Raw genomic sequence first — 20,484 nt, 5'->3', positions numbered from 1 at the left:
CGACGGGCTCTGCCAGCTTTGACGCGGAAGCGCGAATCGCATATCGCGCGCGTGCATGCACCAGTTCGACATCATTGTGGTGGGGGGCGGACACGCCGGCGTTGAGGCGGCTGCGGTCGCCGCGCGCATGGGTGCGCGTACGGCTTTGGTCAGCTTTGATCCCGCGATGATCGGCGCGATGTCGTGCAATCCCGCGATCGGTGGGCTTGGCAAGGGACACCTCGTGCGCGAGGTCGATGCCTTCGATGGGTTGATCGCCCGCGCTGCTGACGAGGCGGGGATCCACTACCGTATGCTCAACCGCAGCAAGGGCAGCGCCGTGCAGGGTCCGCGCGTGCAAGCGGACAGGCGGCTTTTTCGCGCCGCGATCCAGCGGATGGTGGCGGCGCAGGGTGGGCTTACGGTTGTGGCCGGAGAGGCGTCAGCGCTGCGCATGGCAGGTGGGGCGGTCTGCGGTGTCGATCTTGCCGATGGAACGGCGCTGGCCGCGCGGGCAGTGGTGCTGTGCACCGGCACGTTCCTCGGCGGGCGGCTGTTCCGCGGGGAAGAACGGATGGAAGGCGGCCGGATCGGCGAACCTGCCGCGCACCGGCTTGCCCAGCAGCTGCGCGGGGCGGGGCTGCCGATGGCGCGGCTCAAGACCGGTACGCCGCCGCGGCTTGACGGGCGGACGATCGACTGGTCGCGACTGCCAGTCCAGCCGAGTGATGCCGCGCATTGGACGATGTCTGCACTTACGGGCACCAGGCCGCAGCCGCAGGTCTTTTGCGCGATTGCCCGCACCAACGCGCGAACCCATGACACCATTCGCGCCGGCCTTGATCGCTCACCTCTGTTCAGCGGGGCGATTGATGCGCAAGGGCCGCGCTACTGCCCCTCGATCGAGGACAAGATCCACCGCTTCGGCGATCGGGATGGGCATCAGGTGTTTCTCGAGCCCGAAGGTCTCGATGACCATATCATCTATCCGAATGGCGTTTCGACGTCGTTGCCGACCGATGTGCAGGTGGCGATGATGCGTTCGATGGAGGGGCTTGAGGCCGTCGAGCTTCTCGTGCCCGGCTACGCGGTGGAGTATGACCATATCGATCCGCGTGCGCTGCGCCGGAGTCTGGAGCTGCGTGACATGCCCGGCCTGTATTGCGCGGGCCAGATCAATGGCACGACGGGTTATGAGGAGGCGGCGGCGCAGGGGCTTGTCGCGGGCATGCATGCCGCAGCTTCTGTGCTGGAGCGGGAGGCGCCGCCGCTCGACCGTGCTTCGAGCTATATGGCGGTGATGGTCGATGACTTGACCTTGCACGGCGTTTCGGAGCCCTATCGGATGCTGACCGCACGGGCCGAGTATCGGCTGAGGCTGCGGGCGAATAACGCCTCCACCCGATTGACGCCGCTTGGGCTGGCCGCTGGCTGCATCGGTCCTGAGCGGGCAGCCTGGTTTGCTGCGCGTGAGGAAGCTCGTGAGCGAGCCGAGGCGGCGCTTGCTCAGGATGTGCTGCCGGGTGCGCTCAATGATCATGGCGTCACGGTGCGCGGGGACGGTGTGCGTCGCTCCTTGAAGGAGTGGTTGCGCTTCCCGGAGGTGGATTTCGGGTCGCTAGCACCATGGCTGGGTGAGGCGATGCCGGGCGCAGATCTTGCCGAGGAGATGGCTGAGGATGCGGCCTATGCACCTTATCTGGCGCGCCAGGAGGCGGAACTGAAGCAGTTGCGCGCCAGCGATGGCGTGCCGCTGGGCGATCACTTCCCTTATGGCGACGTGCCCGGACTGTCGCGGGAGATGGTCGAGCGGCTGGAGCAGGCGCGGCCCGACACTCTGGCTGCTGCCGGGCGGGTGCCTGGGATCACGCCGGCAGCGCTGGCGAGCCTGCTCGTCGCCGCGCGGCGACGGGTGGCAGCATGAGCGTGGAGGGCGAGGCAGACGCACGCGCTTGGTTGGAAGCGCGACATGATGCCGATGCCATGGCGCGGCTCACGCAGCTTGTTGACGCACTGATTGAGGAGAATGGGCGGCAGAACCTCGTTTCGCGGCCGTCGCTGGAGTCGGTGTGGCAGCGTCATATCGTGGATAGCGCGCAGCTTCTCCATGTTTCACGTGAAACAGTGCCGGCGGGGCCATGGCTGGATCTCGGCAGCGGGGCAGGGTTCCCCGGGCTGGTCATCGCGGCGCTGCAGCCTGAGCGACCGGTGACATTGGTCGATTCGCGGCGATTGCGCACCGAGTGGCTAGCTCGTGCCGCTGCGCTGATGGGCCTTTCAAATGTCGAGGTTATCCTGTCCCGTGTCGAGGACGTGCCGGACCGCAAATGGCAGGTGATCTCTGCACGGGCCTTTGCGCCGCTGGACCGGTTGCTGGAGGTGGCTTGGCGCTTTTCCACACCGGAGTCGCTGTGGCTGTTGCCGAAGGGGGCCAAGGCACAGCATGAACTGGAAGCGCTCGGCGCGGAATGGAATCGCGTGTTTCACGTGGAACAGTCGTTGACCGATCCTTCGGCTGGCATCATCGTCGGCTATCTGCACAGGCGCGCCGAAATTGTACGCACTGGCACACTCGCTTCACAGACTCGCAAACGAGGTTCAGGTCGATGATCACGATAGCCGTCGCGAATCAGAAGGGCGGGGTGGGCAAGACCACCACGGCGATCAACATTGCCACGGCGCTGGCGGCGACTGGGTGGAAGGTTCTGCTGATCGACCTCGATCCGCAGGGCAATGCCTCGACCGGGATCGGCGTTTCGGCTGCGGAACGTGAGCGCTCTTCCTATGATCTGCTGATCGAGCAGGCGAGTGTGGCTTCCTGCATGATCCCCACACGGATTCCGGGGCTGGACCTCATCCCGGCGACCGTCGACTTGTCCGGTGCAGAGGTGGAGCTTGTCAGCGAGACGGACCGGACGGGCAAGCTGCGTGCGGCTCTGGCCGAGGATGCCGGACATGAGATCTGCCTGATCGATTGCCCGCCTTCGCTGGGTTTGCTCACCTTGAATGCGATGACGGCAGCCAACTCGCTGCTGGTGCCGCTGCAGTGCGAGTTCTTCGCGCTCGAGGGGTTGAGCCAGCTTCTGCAGACTGTGGAGCGGGTGCAGGATCGGTTCAACCCGGACCTCGGCATCCTCGGCATCGTGCTGACCATGTACGATCGGCGCAATCGGCTGACGGATCAGGTAGCTGATGACGTGCGGTCGTGCCTGCATGGGCTCGTCTTCGAGTCCGTCATTCCGCGCAACGTGCGCCTCTCGGAGGCGCCGAGCCATGGGCTGCCGGCGCTGATCTACGACCATGCCTGCGCCGGATCGCAGGCCTACATGAAGCTGGCGCGCGAGCTGATCGGCCGCCTGCCGGAGCGGAGGATTGCAGCATGAGCGGGGAAGCGGACGGCAGCGCAGCGGTCAAGGCGATGAAGCGGCCGGCGCTGGGTCGCGGGCTCGGCGCGCTGCTGGGTGAGACGCGGCGCGAGGAAGCGGTTTCGCGGATCTCGGTTTCAGCGCCGGGCGAGCAGGTGGTCAGCGGCCTCGCGTCGCTTGCGGTCGCTTCTATTGAACCGCATCCTGAGCAGCCGCGGCGGCATTTCGATGAGGATGCGCTGGAAGAACTGGCGCGCTCGATTGCCGCGCGCGGGGTGATCCAGCCGGTGGTGGTGCGCCCCTTGGGCGGCGGGCGCTATCAGCTGGTCGCGGGCGAGCGGCGCTGGCGGGCGGCACAGCGGGCGCGGCTGCACGAGATCCCGGCGATTGTCCGCCAGTTGGATGACCGCGAAGTGACCGCGCTGGCGCTGATCGAGAACCTGCAGCGCGAGGACTTGAATCCCATCGAGGAAGCGCGCGCCTATCAACGCCTGTCCGAGCAGGACGGCCTGACGCAGCAGGAGATCGCCACCTTCGTCGACAAGTCGCGCAGCCATGTCGCAAACCTGATGCGGCTGCTCGTTCTGCCGGGCGAAGTGCTCGACATGGTCGAGCGCGCGCAGCTTTCGATGGGTCACGCCCGCGCACTGGCAGTGCTTCCCGATCCCGTTCCCTTGGCGCGCGAGACTGTTGCGAAGGGGCATTCGGTACGCGACGTCGAGCGGCTGGCGAAGCGCGTCATGCGCCCCGAATCGGCACCGCGGCGGGCGCGGGCTGAGCGCGATCCGGCAAGCTCGGCAGATATCGCCGCAGTGCAGGCGCATCTCGAGGAATTCCTCGGCCTCAAGGTCACGATCCAGGCCGATGCCGATCCGCGCACGGGATCGGTGACGATCCGTTACAAGACGCTCGATCAGCTCGATCTGATCTGCCAGCGGCTCACCGGCGGGGCGATCTAAGTCCTCAGGATTCTGCCCCCAAGGACTAGTTAATCGGTCGATTAATTTCGATTGACCGAACCGGACGGGTTTGCCTATCTTTCAGGGCAATAAGAGACCTGAAACCGGAGAGCCTGCCATGTCGCTCGATCTGATCCCCCGCTCTGCCTATAACGCGGACCATGAGGCGTTTCGCCAGACGGTGCGGCGCTACCTTGAAACCGAGATCGCGCCGCACGCCAATGAATGGGCCGAGGCGGGCATCGTGCCCAAGTCGATCTGGCCCAAGGCAGGCGAGCTCGGCATGCTCTGCCCGACCGTGCCGGAGGAATACGGCGGCCTCGGCCTCGACTTCGGCTACAACGCGATCGTCGATGAAGAGAGCGCCTACTACGGCCGTGTCGCCACCGGCTTCTCGCTGCAGTCCGACATCGTGGTGAACTACCTCGTTTCGTATGGTTCGGAAGAGCAGAAGCGCAAGTGGCTGCCCAAGATGGTCTCGGGCGAAGTGGTCACTGCCATCGCGATGACCGAGCCCGGCACCGGCTCCGACCTTCAGGGCATGCGCACCAGCGCCAAGAAGGACGGCAATCACTACGTGATCAACGGGTCGAAGACCTACATCACCAATGGCCAGAACGCCGACCTGATCCTGGTCTGCTGCAAGACCGACACCGAAGTCCAGCCAGCATGGAAGGGTGTCTCGATCGTGCTGGTCGAGGCGGACCGCGAAGGCTTCAAGCGCGGCCGCAACCTCGACAAGATCGGGCAGGATGAAGCCGACACCTCGGAATTGTTCTTCGAGGACGTGCGTGTGCCGATCACCAATTGCCTGGGTGAGGAAGGCAAGGGCTTCATCTATCTGATGAGTGAGCTGCCGCAGGAGCGCCTCTCGATCGCCGTCAGCGCACAGGCCTCGGCGCAGAAGGCCTTCGACGATACGGTCGCCTTCACGCGCGAGCGCAAGGCGTTCGGCAAGCCGATTCTCGACTTCCAGAACACCCGTTTCACGCTTGCCGATCTCAAGTCCAAGCTCCAAGTGGGCTGGGCGCACCTCGATTGGGCGCTGGCCCGCCACCTCAAGCGCGAGCTGACCGCCGAAGAAGGTGCTGCGGCCAAGCTGTGGCACACCGAACTGCAGTGGGAAATCATGGACAAGTGCCTCCAGCTGCATGGCGGCGCCGGCTACATGAACGAATACGCGATTGCCCGTGCATGGCGGGGCGCGCGCGTCACGCGCATCTTCGGTGGCACCAACGAGATCATGAAGGAACTGATCGGTCGCAAGCTCTGATGGGAACACTTGTGATCAGCCAGTGCAGCTGACTCCGTAGACAATGCGCACGCGGACAGGGAACTCCTTGAAACTGCGTGCGTTTTGTCGCGCCTCGGCGGCAGCTTTTGCCTTGTTGGTGGCAGGTGGTACCGTGCCTGCCACCGCGCAATATGATCCCGAGCCGGACGAAGTGATCATTGAGGACAGCGATACGTCCTCTCCTGCTTCGTCCGTTCCCTACCACGGCGGGATCGCGCCGATTGACGAACATGCGTGGTCCAACACGGCGTCGCTCTATGCACAGCCGCCCGATCCGGCTCACTGCATCGCCGGCGTTCTCCGGCCGGAGACGAAGTTCCGCTTTCTTGATGCCTTCAATGCACTGCGGGCTCGCCATGGACTTGCGCCAGTGCGTTACAATGAAGCTGCCGACCTTTCAGCCGGTGAAGCCGCGCTGATCATGGCCACCAACAACGCGCTGAGCCATGACCCCCCGCCAAACTGGACGTGCTGGACGGCTGCGGGCGCTTCCGCTGCAGGAAGCTCGAATCTGCTGGGGGGTGTTTCTTCGCCTTACCTCACGTACGAGGATGATAACGCCATCCTCGCCGAATGGCTCATCGAAGGCGATGGCGACGAGATCGGCCATCGCCGCTGGATGCTTGATCCCTACCTCGATCAGACGGCGCTCGGCCGGGTCATCGCGGTCCTGCCCGGGGGCACGCGGGTTGATTCGGTGGTCATGAAGGTGTTCGATTTCCCGGGAATGTCGCCCGGTCACGCCCACCTTCCGAATGCTCCGGAATTCGTCGCGTGGCCTCAGGGCGAGTATCCGGCCGTGTTTTTCTCACCCCGCGCGCGCCTCTCGTTCTCGGTCAGCCAGAACCCTGACGCATTTGCCAAGGTTGATTTCTCCGAGGCCAGGGTTTCGATACGCGATGGCGAACGGAACCTGCCCGTCCGCGATCAGCTCTGGGACAATGAGGGCTACGGCGTTGCCAATTGCCTCTCCTGGCGAGTCGACGGTCTTGTATCAGGCCGGACTTACACCGTGACAATCAGCGGCATCCGGGATGCACCGCGCGATCACTACAGTTACACGTTTGGAATCCTGAATTAAAATTGGTCGTATTTTCGTTCCTTACCAAAAATTCAGCACACACAAGATCAGTAGATATAAGTATTTTGTCTTTGATCTTTAGCCGATACAGGTCAGGAAATAATTGAAGTGGGAGTAGCCGCGTGCACAGAGGGTCGGCGCGATTGCCGTCGGCCGCATGCGTATCGCCGCAAGGTCTCCCTGCGTACCGCCGCGATGCGGCGCCAGCCCATCCAGCATTTGATCGCACATGAGGCTGCGGACCTTCTGCTTGGCCGTTGCCGTGGCCATGAGCGCGGCATTGCCGCATCATCTTTTCGCGCAGGCTGCGCGCGATCAGCAAGGGCGACCCGCCAGCGATCATGAAAAAGGGCAGTGCGAACTGGGCAAGGAATGGTCCGATGCCCGGCTGCACGAGTACTGGCCCACCGAGGGCCGGGTGCAAGGCCTTGGCGCGCTTGGCTACATGGGCCAGCAGAACGCCTCGAAGCAGGCTGATCTGGCGGAGGCCCGGACCCAAGTGGAGCGCGTGGTCCGCGTCAGCGGGCTCGAGATGAATTTCGAGATGATCGTCGATCCCTCCACCCCTGCCGCAGCCGAGATCATCAACGGCCGCCGCGTGATTCTGTTCGACCCCCGTTTCATGGCGCAAGTGGCTGATCGCATCTGCCCGGACTGGGGCGCCATGAGCATTCTGGCGCATGAGGTCGGCCATCATCTGGCTGGCCACACCCTGCGCCAATCGGCCGAGCCTTGGCGTGACGAGCTTGAGGCGGACGAATTCTCGGGCTTCGTGCTCGCCCGTCTCGGCGCGTCTCTTGCCGAGACGACCTCGGCAGCGGCCCGGATTCTCCCGGAGCAGGCGACCCCGACTCACCCCGGTCGCAAGGATCGCATCGCGGCGATCGTCCACGGTTGGCAGAATGCCGAGGCTCTCGTCGCTGCCGCGCTTACCCAGGCGCGCCACAACCGTGGTCTGGTGCCGATGAAACAGGTCCGGTTTGATCCGGATGGCGAAGGCGATGGCGCTTCCGACCTGGGGCTGGCAGCGCGGATCATCCTCTATGATGATCCCAACGACTTCTACATCACCAAGAGCGGGCGTATCGATGCCTATGACGGGACGCGGCGCCCGGTGGGCCGAAAGGCCGTGCCGAGCTCGGCGGACTTTGCCTGGACCTTCCAGACGGATTCAGCCCGGTTCGACGTTGATTATGGCGGCCACGTGCTGATGCGTCTGCCGTCCGGGGGCATGCATGAAGTAGGCGTCGTGGTGGCGCTCCTCCCGAACGCGCCGAGCGGAAACTAGAACCCTGCGCCGCACGGTGAGGCATGGTCACCGTATCACGATGCCTCGGGCAAGGGGCGGGAATCCGCCCCAGTTCAGCTGCCGGACGGCACCTTGACGCGCTTGTCGTGTACCACCGGACGGCGCGGCGGCGCACCGATGTAGCGCTTCTTCACCGGGACGTATTCGTAAGACACAGTGCGCGTTTCGGTGCAGGCGCCCTGACCCTGCACAGCGGCCTGCGGCGCGTTCGCCGGCACCATGACATAACCCATCGGTGCACCCGTCATCGGAGCATAGCCATACGGCGGATAGCCGTAGGCATAGCCGCCAGCCGGCGCGCCATAGCCATAGTAGGCCGGAGCCGGCGGGGCATAGCTGCTGAAGAATTCTTCGCATTCCCGCTCGCGGCTCTTGTCGACCGACTTGCCGATCGCGCCGCCGGCAACAGCACCGACGGCGGCACCGGCAACTGTGCCGATGGTGCGATTGCCCGAGGCGACCCGGTTGCCGACGACTCCGCCGACAACGCCGCCGATGACCGCGCCGGTCGTACCGCTGTGGCGCGTCGTCACGCCCTGGCACTTCTCGACCATTTCGCGGTAGCGCGGATCGGCGTCAGGCGCAGCCTGCGGAGCGGGCACATAGCCCTGCGGCGGGGCGACCTGGCCGTTGTAGGCTGGGGCGCTGTAGACCGGGGGGCTGTATACCGGAGCGCTGTAGACTGGCGGCGCGTAGACGGGGGCGCCATAAACCATCGGCGGAACAGGGTACTGAACCGGGTACTGGCCCTGCCATGAGCCTTGATAGGCGCCGGGGTAGCCCGACTGCCAGCTGCCTTGTGCAACCTGCGTCTGATGCCCGCGCGCAAGCGCCGGCACGGCAAGGCTGGAGGTCATCGCGGCTACCACGAGGGCCTGGAGTAGTCTGGCCATCTTGTTCCCCTGTCAGCGTAAGCCGAACCCGTTTCATGCGCACGATGCGCAGGCGGCATTCAGCGTTAACACGCTGTTTAGCATCCCGCTCCGTGCTGGACCACAGGGTGCGGCATCGCTGTGCCGAAACGGGGCAGGGAGGGGCTAGAGTCGATCAGCCAGCACGCGGGCGAGGGCTTCGATCCCGGCCGCATCCTCGGCATCGAAGCGATCGATGAGTGGGCTGTCGAGATCGATAACCGCAATGACGGTGCCATCACGCTTCACCGGAACGACCAGTTCGGAGCGACTGGCCGCATCGCAGGCGATGTGGCCGGGGAAGGCGTGGACATCGGGCACCAGCTGAGTCTCACCCGTGGCAGCCGCGCTGCCGCACACACCCTGGCCGAGTGCGATGCGGATACAGGCGGGTTTGCCTGCAAAGGGCCCCAGCACGAGCTCGCCACCGACCATCCGGTAGAAGCCCGCCCAATTGAGATCGGGCAGAAACTGGGCGAGGAGCGCGGCGCAATTGGCCATATTGGCAACCGCATCGGGTTCATCGTGGGTGATCGCGCGGGCCGCATCGATCAGGTCGCCGTAAAGCGCAGCCTTGGACTGGCCCGGTGTAGGAGCAAATTCGTACATCGCGGGAACTTAGCAGGGTGCGGCGCGTATCGCGAGGACCATTGCGAGACAGCAATGCGGCTTCTAGACAAGGGATCATGTTCACCATCCGCAAGACCCTGACCGGGCTCATCATCGTCCTTGTTGTGCTCGGCCTCGCAGCCGTGTGGCTCATGCGAGGCGATTCGGCGCAGCTCACGCTCGACAAGACCACCGGGCCGAAGCCCGAACTGGCGGAAGCGGCGCCGCAGTGGTTTCCCACGATCGGTATCGCCAAGCCCGTGGGTTGGGCGGCCGGAGAGGCACCGGTAGCGGCGGAGGGGCTCACCGTAACCCGCTTTGCCGACAAGCTCGATCACCCGCGAACGATGACCGTGCTGCCAAACGGCGATGTGCTGGCCGCCGAGACCAACGGCCCTGCGCAGCGCGGGCCGGGCGGGATCACGGGCCTCGTCATGGGCTATCTGCTCTCGTCCGCCGGCGCTGGCGAGGCTTCGCCGAACAAGATCGTGGTGCTGCGTGACAGCAATGGCGATGGAGTCGCCGATCAGCGCTTCGAGATGAGCAACCCCGGGCTCGATTCGCCCTTCGGCATGGTTCTGCGCGAAGGCCGGCTCTACGTCGGCAACCACAACGCCGTGGTGTCCTGGCCGTTTACGCCCGGGCAGACCACGCTGAGCGGCAAGCCGGAAAAGCTGATGGACCTCCCTGGCGGCGGCAATCACTGGGCGCGCAACCTCTCGCTGAGCCCGGACGGCAAGCTGCTCTATGTCACGGTCGGTTCCTCCTCGAACATCGGTGAGAACGGGCTCGACAAGGAAAAGGGCCGCGCGGCGATCCATGAGTACGATTTCGACCGCAAGACCTCGCGCGAATATGCCGAGGGCCTGCGCAATCCTAACGGGCTCGACTGGAACCCCCGCAGCGGCGAGCTGTGGACCACGGTCAACGAGCGCGACATGCTCGGTTCCGATCTCGTGCCCGACTATCTCACCAACGTGCCGCTGGGCGCGCAGTATGGCTGGCCCTGGGTCTACTGGAAGAAAAACATCGACTGGCGCGTGACCGATCCGATGCCGCGCGACATGTTCTTTTACGTGCGCAAGCCTGAATATGGCCTCGGCTCACACGTCGCGCCGCTCGGCCTCGCCTTTGCGCGCGGAGGCAACCTCATGGGCGAGCGTTTTGCCAGCGGCGCCTTCGTGGCGCGGCACGGTTCGTGGAACCGCAAGCCGCTTTCGGGTTACGATGTCGTGTTTGTGGCCTTCGACAACAACGGCAATGCGCTGCCCAAGCCGCCGGTTCCGGTGCTGACCGGGTTCCTGACCAAGGACAATACGACGCACGGACGGCCCACTTGGGTCGCTTTCGCCAAGGATGGCGCGCTGCTGGTCAGCGATGATACGGGCGGCGTGATCTGGCGCGTGGTGGCGCCGGGCGCAAAGCCGGCCGCCGCGATCACTCCGATTCCGGCGACGCCGATGCCGCCCGCACCCAAGCAGGGCACGAAGTTCATCGTCAAGCCGACGATGGATTCGGACCTCACCAAGCCGCAGAACTAAAGGCTGCGGCCTGCCCGCCCCGCGAGTTCATTGACATATTGCCAGGCGACGCGGCCCGACCGGCTTCCGCGTTGCTTGGACCATGTGAGTGCATCGTCCTCGGCAAATGCGAGTCCGTAGTGCGCGGCGTACCCCGCGATGATCGCGAGGTAATCGTCCTGCGAGCAGGCGTGGAAGCCGAGCGAAAGGCCGAACCGGTCGGCCAGGGCGAGGCGGTCGTCGACGACGTCGCGCGGATTGATCGGGTCGTCCTGCTCGGCCATATGCCGCTCGACAATCGCGCGGCGGTTCGAGGTGACGGCGAGGCGGACGTTGGCGGGCCGCGCTTCGACGCCGCCTTCAAGCCACGAACGCAGACGCCGGGCTGAACCTGCGTCGCCCGCATCGAAGCCCAGATCATCGAGCAGGATCAGGAACTGGCGGTCCGTGGCGCGCAGCTCGGAAAGCAACGTGGCAAGACCCTCGTCCGGCGCGGCCTGGATCAGCGCGATCCGGCCCGAATAGGCGTCCTGCGCCGAGCGGACGGCGGCGCGGATTAGCGCGGACTTGCCCATGCCGCGTGAGCCCCACAGCAGCATGTCGTGCGCCGCCGCACCGGAGGCGAGGCGCAGGACGTTCTCCGCGACCGCTGCTTTCTGCGCATCGACGCCCTTGATAAGGGCCAGCGGCGGGGCCTCAAGCGGATCGACCGGGCGCGCACTGGTCCCCGTCCAGACATAGGCAGGATGCGCAAGCCAATCCGGCGCCACCTGGGCGGGCGGCGAAAGGCGCTCGAGCGCGGCAGCGATCCGTTCGAGCCCAGAAAGTTCGAGTTGGGGCTCGCCGGCGCTCATCCGGTCAGCGCCTCGCTGCCGAGCTCGTAATAGAGCGCCGCACCGGCCATGGCGGCCGCGCCCAGTCCGCGCGCTTCGGGGACGATCGTGCGGTTGAACACCTTGGTGACGGCGGTCTTCTCGTGGCTGCCGGTTGCGCGGGCCTGACGGGCGAGCTGCCACCCGGCGACCGCCACGGCGCACATGGTGAGGAACGGCACGCTGCCGGCCAGCTTGTCATCAAGGCTGGCGTCGCCGCTCGCCATCCATGTGCCGATGGCGGCGGCGTCCTTGGCGAGCGAGGCGACCTCGGGAACGTCCTGCATCTCGGCCGAGATATCGGCCATCAGTGCCTGCAACACACCGCCTTGCTCCATGCCGAGCTTGCGGGTGACGAGATCGGCGGCCTGGATGCCGTTGGTGCCTTCATAAATCGGCGCGATGCGTGCGTCGCGATAGTGCTGCGCAGCGCCGGTTTCCTCGACGAAGCCCATGCCGCCGTGGATCTGGATGCCGATGCTGGTGACTTCGCAGCCGATATCGGTGCCCCATGCCTTGAGCAGCGGCACAAGCAGTTCGGCGCGCTGCTGCGCGGCCTTGTCGCCCAGCAGGCCGCGGTCGACTTGCCCGGCGGTGTAGTAGAGCAGCGCGCGTGAGCCTTCGGTGAGGGCACGCATGCGCAGGATCATGCGGCGCACATCGGGGTGCTCGATGATCGCAACAGGGTTCTTGTCGGGCGAACCGGCACGGGCAGACTGCACCCGATCGCGCGCATACATCCGGGCCTGCTGGAGCGCGCGCTCGGCGATCTGCACACCCTGGCTGCCGACATTGATGCGCGCCGAGTTCATCATCGTGAACATGGCCTTGAGGCCTTCGTTCTCGTGACCAACCAGTTCGCCGATGCACTCACCGTTGTCACCATACGACATGACGCAAGTGGGCGAGACGTTGATGCCCAGCTTGTGCTCGATGGAGACAGCGCGCAGGTCATTGCGTTCGCCGAGCGAGCCATCGGCATTCACGTGGTACTTGGGCACGATGAACAGCGAGATACCGCGCGAGCCCGCGGGCGCTCCGGGGGTGCGGGCGAGGACGAGGTGAATCACGTTCTCGGCCAGTTCGTGCTCGCCCCAGGTGATGTAGATTTTGGTGCCGGCGATGCGGTACTTGCCCGCATGTGGGCCTTCCTCGATCGGCGTTGCGGTGCTGCGCAGCGCGCCGACATCAGAGCCGGCCTGCGGCTCGGTCAGGTTCATCGTGCCCGACCATGCGCCGGAGATCAGGTTCGGCAGGTACATCGCCTTCTGCGCTTCGCTGCCGTGGTGATCGAGCGCCTCGATCGCGCCGACGGTGAGCATGGGCAGCAGCGTGAAGCCCATGTTGGCCGCGCCCAGCGTTTCGAGCACGCAGGTCGCGAGCGTGAAGGGCAGGCCTTGGCCGCCGAATTCGGCCGGCCCGGCGATCGAGCCCCAGCCCTGCTCGACGAAAGCCTTGTAAGCCTCGGCGTAGCCGGCGGGCGAGGAAACCACGCCGTCCTTGCACTTCGCGCCTTCGGTATCGCCGATTCGGTTGAGCGGAGCCCATTCACCGGCCGCAAATGCACCGATGCCCTCGGCAATTGCCTCGACCACATCGGGCGTGGCCGCGCCGTAGCGTTCATGGGCCGCCAGTTCGTCGATTCCGGCGCAGATGCGCATGGCAACGACCTGGTCTTCGGTGGGGGCGATAAAGCTCATGCGCTCTTTTCCTTGGCAGCCTCTGCGCAGGCCTATAGCGGCAAGCCATGACCACGCAAACGTCTCCAAACGTGCTGCTCGCGGATAGCGCCGGGATTGCCGAGGCCGTGCGCCTGCTGAGGGCGGGCGGGACCGTGGCGGTGCCCACCGAGACGGTCTATGGTCTGGCCGCCCGCGCGGACAGCGATGCAGCCGTGGCAGCGATCTACCGCGCCAAGGGGCGGCCCGATTTCAATCCGCTGATCGTCCACGTGCCCGATGTGGCGGCGGCAGAGGGGCTCGCGGTGCTGGATGCGCGTGCCAGGGCTTTGGCGGCAGCATTCTGGCCGGGTCCGCTGACCATGGTCCTGCCGCGCCGGGGCGATGCGCCGCTCGCTGCCGCCGTGACCGCAGGGCTTCCCACTGTTGCGCTGCGGGTTCCGGCCCATCCCGTGATGCGGACCTTGCTTGTCGCGGCTGGATTGCCGCTGGCAGCGCCCTCGGCCAACCGCAGCGGCGGTGTCAGCCCGACCAGCGCAGCCCATGTCGCAGCCTCGCTGGGTCTCAGGGCCGACCTTATCCTCGACGGGGGCGTGACGCCGCAGGGGCTGGAATCGACCATCGTTGCACTGCGCCCCGCCGGGGGCTGGCAGGTGCTGCGACCGGGGCCGGTTACCGAGGCCGATCTTGCCGCCGTTCTCGGGGCGTATCCCGAAGCCATGACGTCAGGTGACGCGCGCATCGAAGCACCGGGCCAGCTTGCCAGCCACTATGCACCGGGCAAGCCGGTGCGGCTCGGCGCCATGGCCGCACAGGCCGATGAGTTCCTGATCGGCTATGGCGACGTGGACGGGTCCATATCGCTGTCAGAGGCGGGCGATCTCGTCGAGGCTGCGGCACGGCTCTATGCCTGCTTGCACCAAGCGGCTGCGGCACCTGAGCCGCGAATTGCGGTTGCACCGATCCCGGAGGACGGCATTGGCGCCGCGATCAATGACCGGCTCCGCCGCGCAGCGGTCTAGCGCTGAACGCGCAGCGCCATGATCAGCCCGCTGATCTGATTGGCCTCGGCGCAGGCGGCCGTCTCACCGCGGTTGCAGGCCTCGAGCCGGCGGTTGTATCTCTTTTCCAGCTTGGCGAGGGCTGCCGCGCGCTTGTGGATCGTCCGGCTGCCATCGGATTGGCGCGGATCGGCAGAATCCTCCGCCCTTGCTTCCACCGCCCTTGTTTCCACCGCCCTTGCCTCGCTCGCCGCTGCGGCGACGCCGCAGCAAAGGGCCATGGCGCAAGATGCGGCAAGGGGCAGGGATCGGAACACGGGCTGGGCCTTTCAGGGCAGGGATATCCCGCCTAGCCCAACGATCCTTGCCGCACCATGACCGGTGTGGCGATCAAGGCTCGCAGGTCAGCGTGCCCGAACCCATCGAATTGACCTTGCACTGTGCGCGGCCTTTGACCGTTACCGAGCCGGAGCCCATGATATCGGCCTTGACCGTGCCGTCCGACGCGAAGCGCACGTCACCCGATCCTGCAATCTCGATACTGGCCTGCTCGGCGGTGAGGCTGGCCATATCGGCCGAACCGGAACCGGCAACCGAGACCTTGAGCGACTTCGCCTTGCCGCCGGCCTTCAGATCGCCCGAACCGATCACTTCGATCTTGAGTTCGTTCGTGTCGATCGCAGGGACATCGATATCGCCGGAACCGGCAATGCTGACGCTTGTGGCATCGCCGCGCAGTGCATCGGCGTGCATCGTGCCCGAACCGGCCATGACCAGCCGTTTAGCGGCGGGGACTGTCACCTGGACCGTCGCGAGATCGTCGCTGCCGCCGATCTTCCAGCCTTCGCGCCCGATCGCAAGCTTGCCATCCTTGAGCACGAAGCGGAGCCGGTCCTTGGCATCCTCCTTGCCTTCCACCGTGATGGCGAGCTTGTCGCCCTGCACCACACGCACCGTGTCGGGGCCCAGCAGGGTGATTTCCTCGGGCGCCTTGGCCGAAAGATCGAGTTCGGCGAGCCGCACGCCCTTCATGCCGCCCATCTCGACCGTCGCGCCGTCACAGGCGCTGAGCGAAAGGGCAATGGCGGCAACGGCGATCCCGCCGAGCGTGCGGGCAATATCCTTGATCATGGCGCTCTCCTTGAGCCTGGTGTGTTATCGATATAACGCACTGAGACGCCAACCGCCAAGTCATCCGCCGATCCCTGTCGGCGGTTTGCCGGATGGCGCCGGCCCGAAGAGCAGGACACGAAAAAAGGGCCGCCGGAGCGATCCGGCGGCCCTTTTTGTCAGCACCTCTACCTCTCCCCAAAGAAGCGGGAGGCGCGGCTGGCCGTCAGGCCGTTTCGTAGTACTTCGGCGCATGCTCGTTGAGGATCGCGAGGATCTTCTTGAGCGCGGCGGGCTCGTCCGTCTTTTCCATGGCGGCAAGCTCGCGTGCCAGACGCGAAGAAGCGGCTTCGAAGATCTGACGCTCCGAGTAGCTCTGCTCCGGCTGGTCATCGGCGCGGAACAGATCGCGTGTCACTTCGGCGATCGAAACGAGATCGCCCGAATTGATCTTGGCTTCGTATTCCTGCGCCCGGCGCGACCACATCGTACGCTTAACCTTGGGCTTGCCCTTAAGGGTATCGAGCGCCTCACGCAGCGTCTTGTCCGAAGACAGCTTGCGCATGCCGATTGCTTCAACCTTGTTCACGGGCACGCGCAGGGTCATGCGTTCCTTTTCGAAGCGCAGCACATAGAGCTGCAGCTTCATGCCTGCGATTTCCTCGTTCTGAAGTTCCACCACACGGCCGACGCCGTGCTTGGGATAGACGACGTAATCCCCAACATCGAAGGCAAGTGCCTTGGTTGCCATTGCTTATCCTTTCGGCGCAGCAGGTACGATGGCAAGGTGGGGCAGACACGCCCCCGGACAGCAGTCCGGGCCCTTTGGGGGAGAGGTCCGGCAAACGACCGTCTTTAACGCGGTCTACAAGCACTGCGATCCGTTTGCCGTTTGTCCTGCCTTAGCGTGTTGTTGGCGACCGGGAGGATCGTTCCGCCCAGCGCTTGCGGGCGTATATAGCAGCTCTGTCATAAAATTGCCAGAGGCAAGGGCGCGGATAGTGCGCCACATTCGCAGCACTTGCGGAGGCGCGAGCGAGCGCCCCCGTCAATACCGATCAGTCGCCCTCGCCCGGTTCGGCCGAGAAGTACTTTTCGAACTTGCCGTCTTCGCCCTTGTGGTCGTCGGCGTCGGCCGGCGCGTCCTTCTTGGTGGTGATGTTGGGCCACTCCGCCGAATACTTGGCATTGAGCTCAAGCCACTGTTCGAGACCGCTTTCGGTGTCCGGCAGGATGGCCTCGGCCGGGCACTCGGGCTCGCACACTCCGCAGTCGATGCACTCGCTGGGGTTGATCACCAGCATGTTATCGCCCTCGTAGAAGCAATCCACCGGGCAAACCTCGACGCAATCCATGAACTTGCAGCGAATGCAGGCTTCGGTAACGACATAGGTCATGGCAGTGGCAATCCCTCGGCTTCAGGTTTGGGCGGGTTCAGGTAAATCCGATTGGCTTGCTAGAGGTGGTGAGCCCGCCGCGTCAAGCACCTCATAGCAACCCCTGGCTTCTTCGACAGGGCCGCGCCGCCGGGGAAGCTGCTCCACCGTGATCACCCTGACCCCGCTGCGAAGCGGCAGGACCAGCACGTCGCCGCAACGAACCGGGGTGCTTGCCCGTTCGATGCGGCGGCCATTGAGGCGGATATGCCCCTCTGCGACCCACTCCTGCGCAAGGCTGCGGGACCCCGCAAAACGCAGGAACCACAGCAACTTGTCGATACGCAGGGAGCCTTCGCCCACCATCAGCGGATGAGTTCCGCCAGCGCGGCGAATGCGCCGGTCGGAGGCGCCATCGGGGCCGCAGGGCCGCGCACCGGCGCGCTGCGCGGCGGGCGCCAGTCCCACATCGGGGGGGCGGGAGGGCCATGCGCTGCTTCATCAAGCAGACGCGGCATATGCACGCGAAAGCCTGCAGCGCGCAGCAGTGCAGCATAGCCCGCCGTGGCAAGGCCCATCGAACGGGCGAGTGCGGGATCGAGCGGATACCGCTTCGCGGACGCGCCGATCCGGCAACGGTGCGCGGCCTGCAGCAGCTTTTCGGCGAGGTCGATGCGGATCGCCTGTCCGCCCGCGCGGCGATAGCCGGCAGGTGGTATCCTGGCGGTGACCACCGCCGGTAGATTGGCCGGCGGCAACAGCCGTGCTTCGACGCGCAGCGCGGCAAGCCGGCACCAGAGTGCGAGCGGGCCTGGCTTGAGCACCGCGGGGATAAACAGATCCAGCGCCCCGATGCGCACCCCAAGTCGGCGCAGCGCTTCACGCTGGCGAGGATCGAGCCGCTCGAGCGCAGCATCCTCGCGCGCCAGCACGCCGCCTCCTGCAACGAGGAGCAGCAGCAGCGCCCGCAGGTCAGGCCCCGATTCCGGTGCACGCGCGGCCTCGGCAAGGCGAACCAGCGGGGTGAGATCGGCGGCAATCTGGCGGGAAAGCCAGCCTTCCAGCGCGGTGATCAATTGTGGCCGCTGGCGCGCCGACAGCAAACCGAGCGCAGCATCGAGTCGAAGGCGCGGTTCGAGCACTGATTTACCCGGCTCAAGCCGCCCGACAACCAGACCGTTCCAGGCAAGCGCGCCATCTTCAAGCACGAGGCCGTCCGGTTCACTGGCCGCAACAATCAAGGCATCGGCGCGGGCGGCGAGCAGGCCGGGCAAATGGCGCTCGGCAGCGGCAAGCAGCAGCTTGCGGTCGGCCGCACGCGCCAACGGATCGACCACGAAGCGGAAGCCTTCGAGGTGGCCGATGGGCTCGTCGTCGACGAGCACCGCGCCCGCCTCGCTGATCCGCACTGGCAGCAGCGAGGCATCACCGCCGGCCTTGCGCATGAGCACCGTGGTGCGGCGGTTGACAAAGCGTTCGGTAAGCCGGGCGTGGAGCGCATCGGACAGGCGCGTCTCAACCGCGCGGGCGCGCGCTGCCATTTCCTCGCGCGCCAGCACCCAGTCCGGGCGCTGGGTGATATAGGCCCAGCTGCGCACGGCGGCGATCCGGCCCTGCAGCGTGTCGATATCGCCCGAAGGATTATCCTGCTGCGCGATGGCCTGCGCGACATAGTCCGAACCGAGATAGCCGTGGCGGAGATCCTGCCAGAGGCGCGCAACAAAGCGGGAATGAGTCTCCACGCCCTGCTGGCGGAAATCGGGGAGCGAGCAGACCTGCCAGAAGCGCTGAACCGAGCCGCGGCCGCGCACTGTGCCTGCAACGTCCGCCTCATCGGCCAGGCGCTTCAGCACGGCGAGATCGATGGCCGGCGGCGCAGAGGAAAGCTCGGGCTGCGGCGGCGGGCTTTCGAGGTCATCGATCAAGGTCGTCAGGCTGTCGAAGCGCGGCTCGGCCTCGCGCCAGAACAGGCGGGTGAGGGGAGGGAAGCGGTGCTCCTCGATCGCGTAGACTTCCTCGTCGGCGAATTCCGGGCCAGAGTCTGAAGCTCGGCCGCCCATTCCCGCAAGCGTGCCGAATGTGCCATCCTTGTGATGGCGTCCGGCGCGGCCTGCGATTTGCGCCATCTCGGCGGTAGTCAGGCGGCGGTGGCGGTGGCCGTCGTACTTGGAGAGGCCGGCAAAGGCGACGTGGCTGACATCGAGGTTGAGACCCATGCCGATGGCGTCGGTCGCGACGAGGTAATCGACCTCGCCCGCCTGGTACATCGCAACCTGCGCATTGCGGGTCTGCGGGCTGAGCGCGCCCATGACGACCGCCGCGCCGCCGCGAAAACGCCGCAACATCTCGGCCATGGCGTAGACCTGTTCGGCAGAGAAGGCGACGATCGCGCTTCTCGGGGGTATGCGGCTGAGCTTTTTCGCGCCGACATGGCTCAGCGTGGAAAAGCGCGGGCGGCTGACGACTTCGACATTCGGCACCAGCGCCTTGACCATCGGTTCGAGCGTGGCCGAACCGAGCAGCATGGTTTCCTCGCGCCCACGCGTATGGAGCAGGCGATCGGTAAAGACATGGCCGCGCTCGGGATCGGCGGCGAGTTGTGCTTCATCGAGCGCGACGAAGGCGAAGTCGGGCCTGCTCGGCATGGCCTCGACGGTGCAGAGGTGCCAGCGCGCGTTCGGCGGTTCGATCCGCTCCTCGCCGGTGATCAGCGCAACGTTGGCCTCGCCCTTGATCTTGCAGACGCGGTCGTAGACCTCACGCGCCAGCAGACGCAGCGGGAAGCCGATGGCGCCGGAGGAGTGGGCGCAGAGGCGCTCGATCGCGAGGTGAGTCTTGCCCGTGTTGGTCGGGCCAAGCACGGCTTTTACCGGAGCTCGGTCGCGGTCAGCGCGCGAAGGCAAGGGGCTGGCCATGCCTTCGAATGTGGCAAGGCCGCCTGCGCGGTGCAAGCGGCCTTTGGGGTTTTATCCCCCTACCGACTTGAGGAGGGGGCGAGTCGTCAGGTTCCGGTATCAGGCCCCCGCTCTCAGCCCCCGCTATCAGCCGTCGTAATCGGCGCCGAGCGAGGTGTTGCGCACCGGAGCAGCCGCCGTGATGCGCAGCGCTTCGGCCGACTGCGAGAGCGAGCCGATTTCGTCGACCTGATCGTCGTCGTCCGGCAGCACGCGCTGCATCGACTGGATCAGGTTTTCCTTGAGCACGGTCGGGCGTACGGTCGATTCCGCGATTTCACGCAGCGCGACGACCGGGTTCTTGTCACGGTCGCGATCGACGGTCAGTTCCGCGCCGCCCGAGATGGCACGGGCGCGCTCGGCAGCCAGCAGCACGAGATCGAAGCGGTTGGGGATCTTGTCGACGCAATCTTCGACGGTAACGCGCGCCATGCAGGGCACTCCGTAAAAACAGGAATGGATGGA

The 20,484-nt window shown here is 65.7% G+C and carries 21 protein-coding genes; 9 read left to right on the top strand and 12 right to left on the bottom strand.

What is annotated here, in order from left to right; all coding sequences use genetic code 11:
• Window positions 1–55: 55 nt before the first annotated feature.
• The 6 genes from mnmG to ACO06X_RS11855 all read left to right on the top strand — a co-directional run bounded on the left by mnmG (window position 56) and on the right by ACO06X_RS11855 (window position 6,678).
• Window positions 56–1,903: a tRNA uridine-5-carboxymethylaminomethyl(34) synthesis enzyme MnmG gene (mnmG, locus tag ACO06X_RS11880; RefSeq protein WP_421836478.1), complete on the top strand. Its 1,848-nt coding sequence runs from the start codon at window positions 56–58 to the stop codon at window positions 1,901–1,903.
• Window positions 1,900–2,589 (top strand): 16S rRNA (guanine(527)-N(7))-methyltransferase RsmG, encoded by a 690-nt coding sequence (gene rsmG, locus ACO06X_RS11875; RefSeq protein ID WP_421836477.1) that lies wholly within the window; start codon window positions 1,900–1,902, stop codon window positions 2,587–2,589. The genes mnmG and rsmG overlap by 4 nt, the downstream gene beginning before the upstream one ends.
• The gene (locus tag ACO06X_RS11870; protein WP_421836476.1) at window positions 2,586–3,362 is read left to right on the top strand and encodes a ParA family protein; all 777 of its coding nucleotides are present in this window, start codon (window positions 2,586–2,588) and stop codon (window positions 3,360–3,362) included. The genes rsmG and ACO06X_RS11870 overlap by 4 nt, the downstream gene beginning before the upstream one ends.
• Window positions 3,359–4,303 carry a ParB/RepB/Spo0J family partition protein gene (locus tag ACO06X_RS11865; RefSeq protein ID WP_421836475.1) on the top strand — a complete coding sequence of 315 codons (945 nt, stop codon included), beginning with the start codon at window positions 3,359–3,361 and terminating at the stop codon, window positions 4,301–4,303. The genes ACO06X_RS11870 and ACO06X_RS11865 overlap by 4 nt, the downstream gene beginning before the upstream one ends.
• 118 nt (window positions 4,304–4,421) lie before the next feature.
• Window positions 4,422–5,576, top strand: coding sequence for an acyl-CoA dehydrogenase family protein (locus tag ACO06X_RS11860; protein WP_421836474.1), 1,155 nt, complete (start codon window positions 4,422–4,424; stop codon window positions 5,574–5,576).
• A 43-nt stretch (window positions 5,577–5,619) separates the two neighbouring features.
• Complete coding sequence (locus ACO06X_RS11855) at window positions 5,620–6,678, top strand: CAP domain-containing protein (protein ID WP_421836473.1); 1,059 nt, start codon at window positions 5,620–5,622, stop codon at window positions 6,676–6,678.
• A gap of 78 nt (window positions 6,679–6,756) precedes the next feature.
• On the opposite strand, the gene ACO06X_RS11850 is transcribed toward ACO06X_RS11855, so the two are convergent.
• Window positions 6,757–6,948, bottom strand: coding sequence for a hypothetical protein (locus tag ACO06X_RS11850; RefSeq protein WP_421836472.1), 192 nt, complete (start codon window positions 6,946–6,948; stop codon window positions 6,757–6,759).
• Between ACO06X_RS11850 and ACO06X_RS11845 the strand changes: the two genes are divergently transcribed.
• On the top strand, window positions 6,947–7,966 hold the full coding sequence (locus tag ACO06X_RS11845) for a hypothetical protein (protein ID WP_421836471.1): 1,020 nt from the start codon (window positions 6,947–6,949) through the stop codon (window positions 7,964–7,966). The genes ACO06X_RS11850 and ACO06X_RS11845 overlap by 2 nt on opposite strands.
• A gap of 74 nt (window positions 7,967–8,040) precedes the next feature.
• On the opposite strand, the gene ACO06X_RS11840 is transcribed toward ACO06X_RS11845, so the two are convergent.
• Complete coding sequence (locus ACO06X_RS11840; protein WP_421836470.1) at window positions 8,041–8,880, bottom strand: glycine zipper 2TM domain-containing protein; 840 nt, start codon at window positions 8,878–8,880, stop codon at window positions 8,041–8,043.
• A gap of 144 nt (window positions 8,881–9,024) precedes the next feature.
• A complete protein-coding gene (locus ACO06X_RS11835) occupies window positions 9,025–9,507 on the bottom strand; it encodes a GAF domain-containing protein (RefSeq protein ID WP_421836469.1) in 483 nt (160 codons plus the stop codon).
• A 77-nt stretch (window positions 9,508–9,584) separates the two neighbouring features.
• Between ACO06X_RS11835 and ACO06X_RS11830 the strand changes: the two genes are divergently transcribed.
• Window positions 9,585–11,048, top strand: coding sequence for a PQQ-dependent sugar dehydrogenase (locus ACO06X_RS11830; RefSeq protein WP_421836468.1), 1,464 nt, complete (start codon window positions 9,585–9,587; stop codon window positions 11,046–11,048).
• On the opposite strand, the gene ACO06X_RS11825 is transcribed toward ACO06X_RS11830, so the two are convergent.
• Entirely contained in the window at window positions 11,045–11,881 is an 837-nt protein-coding gene (locus ACO06X_RS11825) for an ATP-binding protein (RefSeq protein WP_421836467.1), read from the bottom strand. The genes ACO06X_RS11830 and ACO06X_RS11825 overlap by 4 nt on opposite strands.
• Window positions 11,878–13,599, bottom strand: a complete 1,722-nt coding sequence (locus ACO06X_RS11820) for an acyl-CoA dehydrogenase (protein ID WP_421836466.1) — start codon at window positions 13,597–13,599, stop codon at window positions 11,878–11,880. Before ACO06X_RS11820 ends, ACO06X_RS11825 begins: the two co-directional genes overlap by 4 nt.
• Window positions 13,600–13,646: 47 nt before the next feature.
• Here ACO06X_RS11820 and ACO06X_RS11815 point away from each other — a divergent pair, with 47 nt between their 5' ends.
• The gene (locus tag ACO06X_RS11815) at window positions 13,647–14,600 is read left to right on the top strand and encodes an L-threonylcarbamoyladenylate synthase (protein ID WP_421836465.1); all 954 of its coding nucleotides are present in this window, start codon (window positions 13,647–13,649) and stop codon (window positions 14,598–14,600) included.
• Here the strand turns inward: ACO06X_RS11815 and ACO06X_RS11810 are convergent.
• The 7 genes from ACO06X_RS11810 to rpoZ form a co-directional block, all read right to left on the bottom strand.
• Complete coding sequence (locus ACO06X_RS11810) at window positions 14,597–14,860, bottom strand: hypothetical protein (RefSeq protein WP_421836464.1); 264 nt, start codon at window positions 14,858–14,860, stop codon at window positions 14,597–14,599. The genes ACO06X_RS11815 and ACO06X_RS11810 overlap by 4 nt on opposite strands.
• 109 nt (window positions 14,861–14,969) lie before the next feature.
• Window positions 14,970–15,710 (bottom strand): head GIN domain-containing protein, encoded by a 741-nt coding sequence (locus ACO06X_RS11805; RefSeq protein ID WP_421836463.1) that lies wholly within the window; start codon window positions 15,708–15,710, stop codon window positions 14,970–14,972.
• A gap of 205 nt (window positions 15,711–15,915) precedes the next feature.
• Entirely contained in the window at window positions 15,916–16,440 is a 525-nt protein-coding gene (locus tag ACO06X_RS11800) for a CarD family transcriptional regulator (RefSeq protein WP_067906430.1), read from the bottom strand.
• Window positions 16,441–16,747: 307 nt separating this feature from the next.
• Window positions 16,748–17,086, bottom strand: coding sequence for a ferredoxin FdxA (gene fdxA, locus ACO06X_RS11795; protein WP_147159436.1), 339 nt, complete (start codon window positions 17,084–17,086; stop codon window positions 16,748–16,750).
• A gap of 21 nt (window positions 17,087–17,107) precedes the next feature.
• Window positions 17,108–17,431, bottom strand: a complete 324-nt coding sequence (locus ACO06X_RS11790; RefSeq protein WP_421836462.1) for an RNA-binding S4 domain-containing protein — start codon at window positions 17,429–17,431, stop codon at window positions 17,108–17,110.
• Entirely contained in the window at window positions 17,431–19,980 is a 2,550-nt protein-coding gene (locus ACO06X_RS11785; RefSeq protein ID WP_421836461.1) for a helicase-related protein, read from the bottom strand. Before ACO06X_RS11785 ends, ACO06X_RS11790 begins: the two co-directional genes overlap by 1 nt.
• A 126-nt stretch (window positions 19,981–20,106) precedes the next feature.
• A complete protein-coding gene (rpoZ, locus tag ACO06X_RS11780) occupies window positions 20,107–20,451 on the bottom strand; it encodes a DNA-directed RNA polymerase subunit omega (RefSeq protein WP_298174367.1) in 345 nt (114 codons plus the stop codon).
• Window positions 20,452–20,484: the final 33 nt, after the last annotated feature.

It is taken from the genome of Novosphingobium sp. (assembly GCF_965229225.1).
GTDB lineage: Bacteria > Pseudomonadota > Alphaproteobacteria > Sphingomonadales > Sphingomonadaceae > Novosphingobium.
The sequence above is the reverse complement of the archived record's forward strand: the minus strand, read 5'-3'. Positions and strand labels throughout refer to the sequence as shown.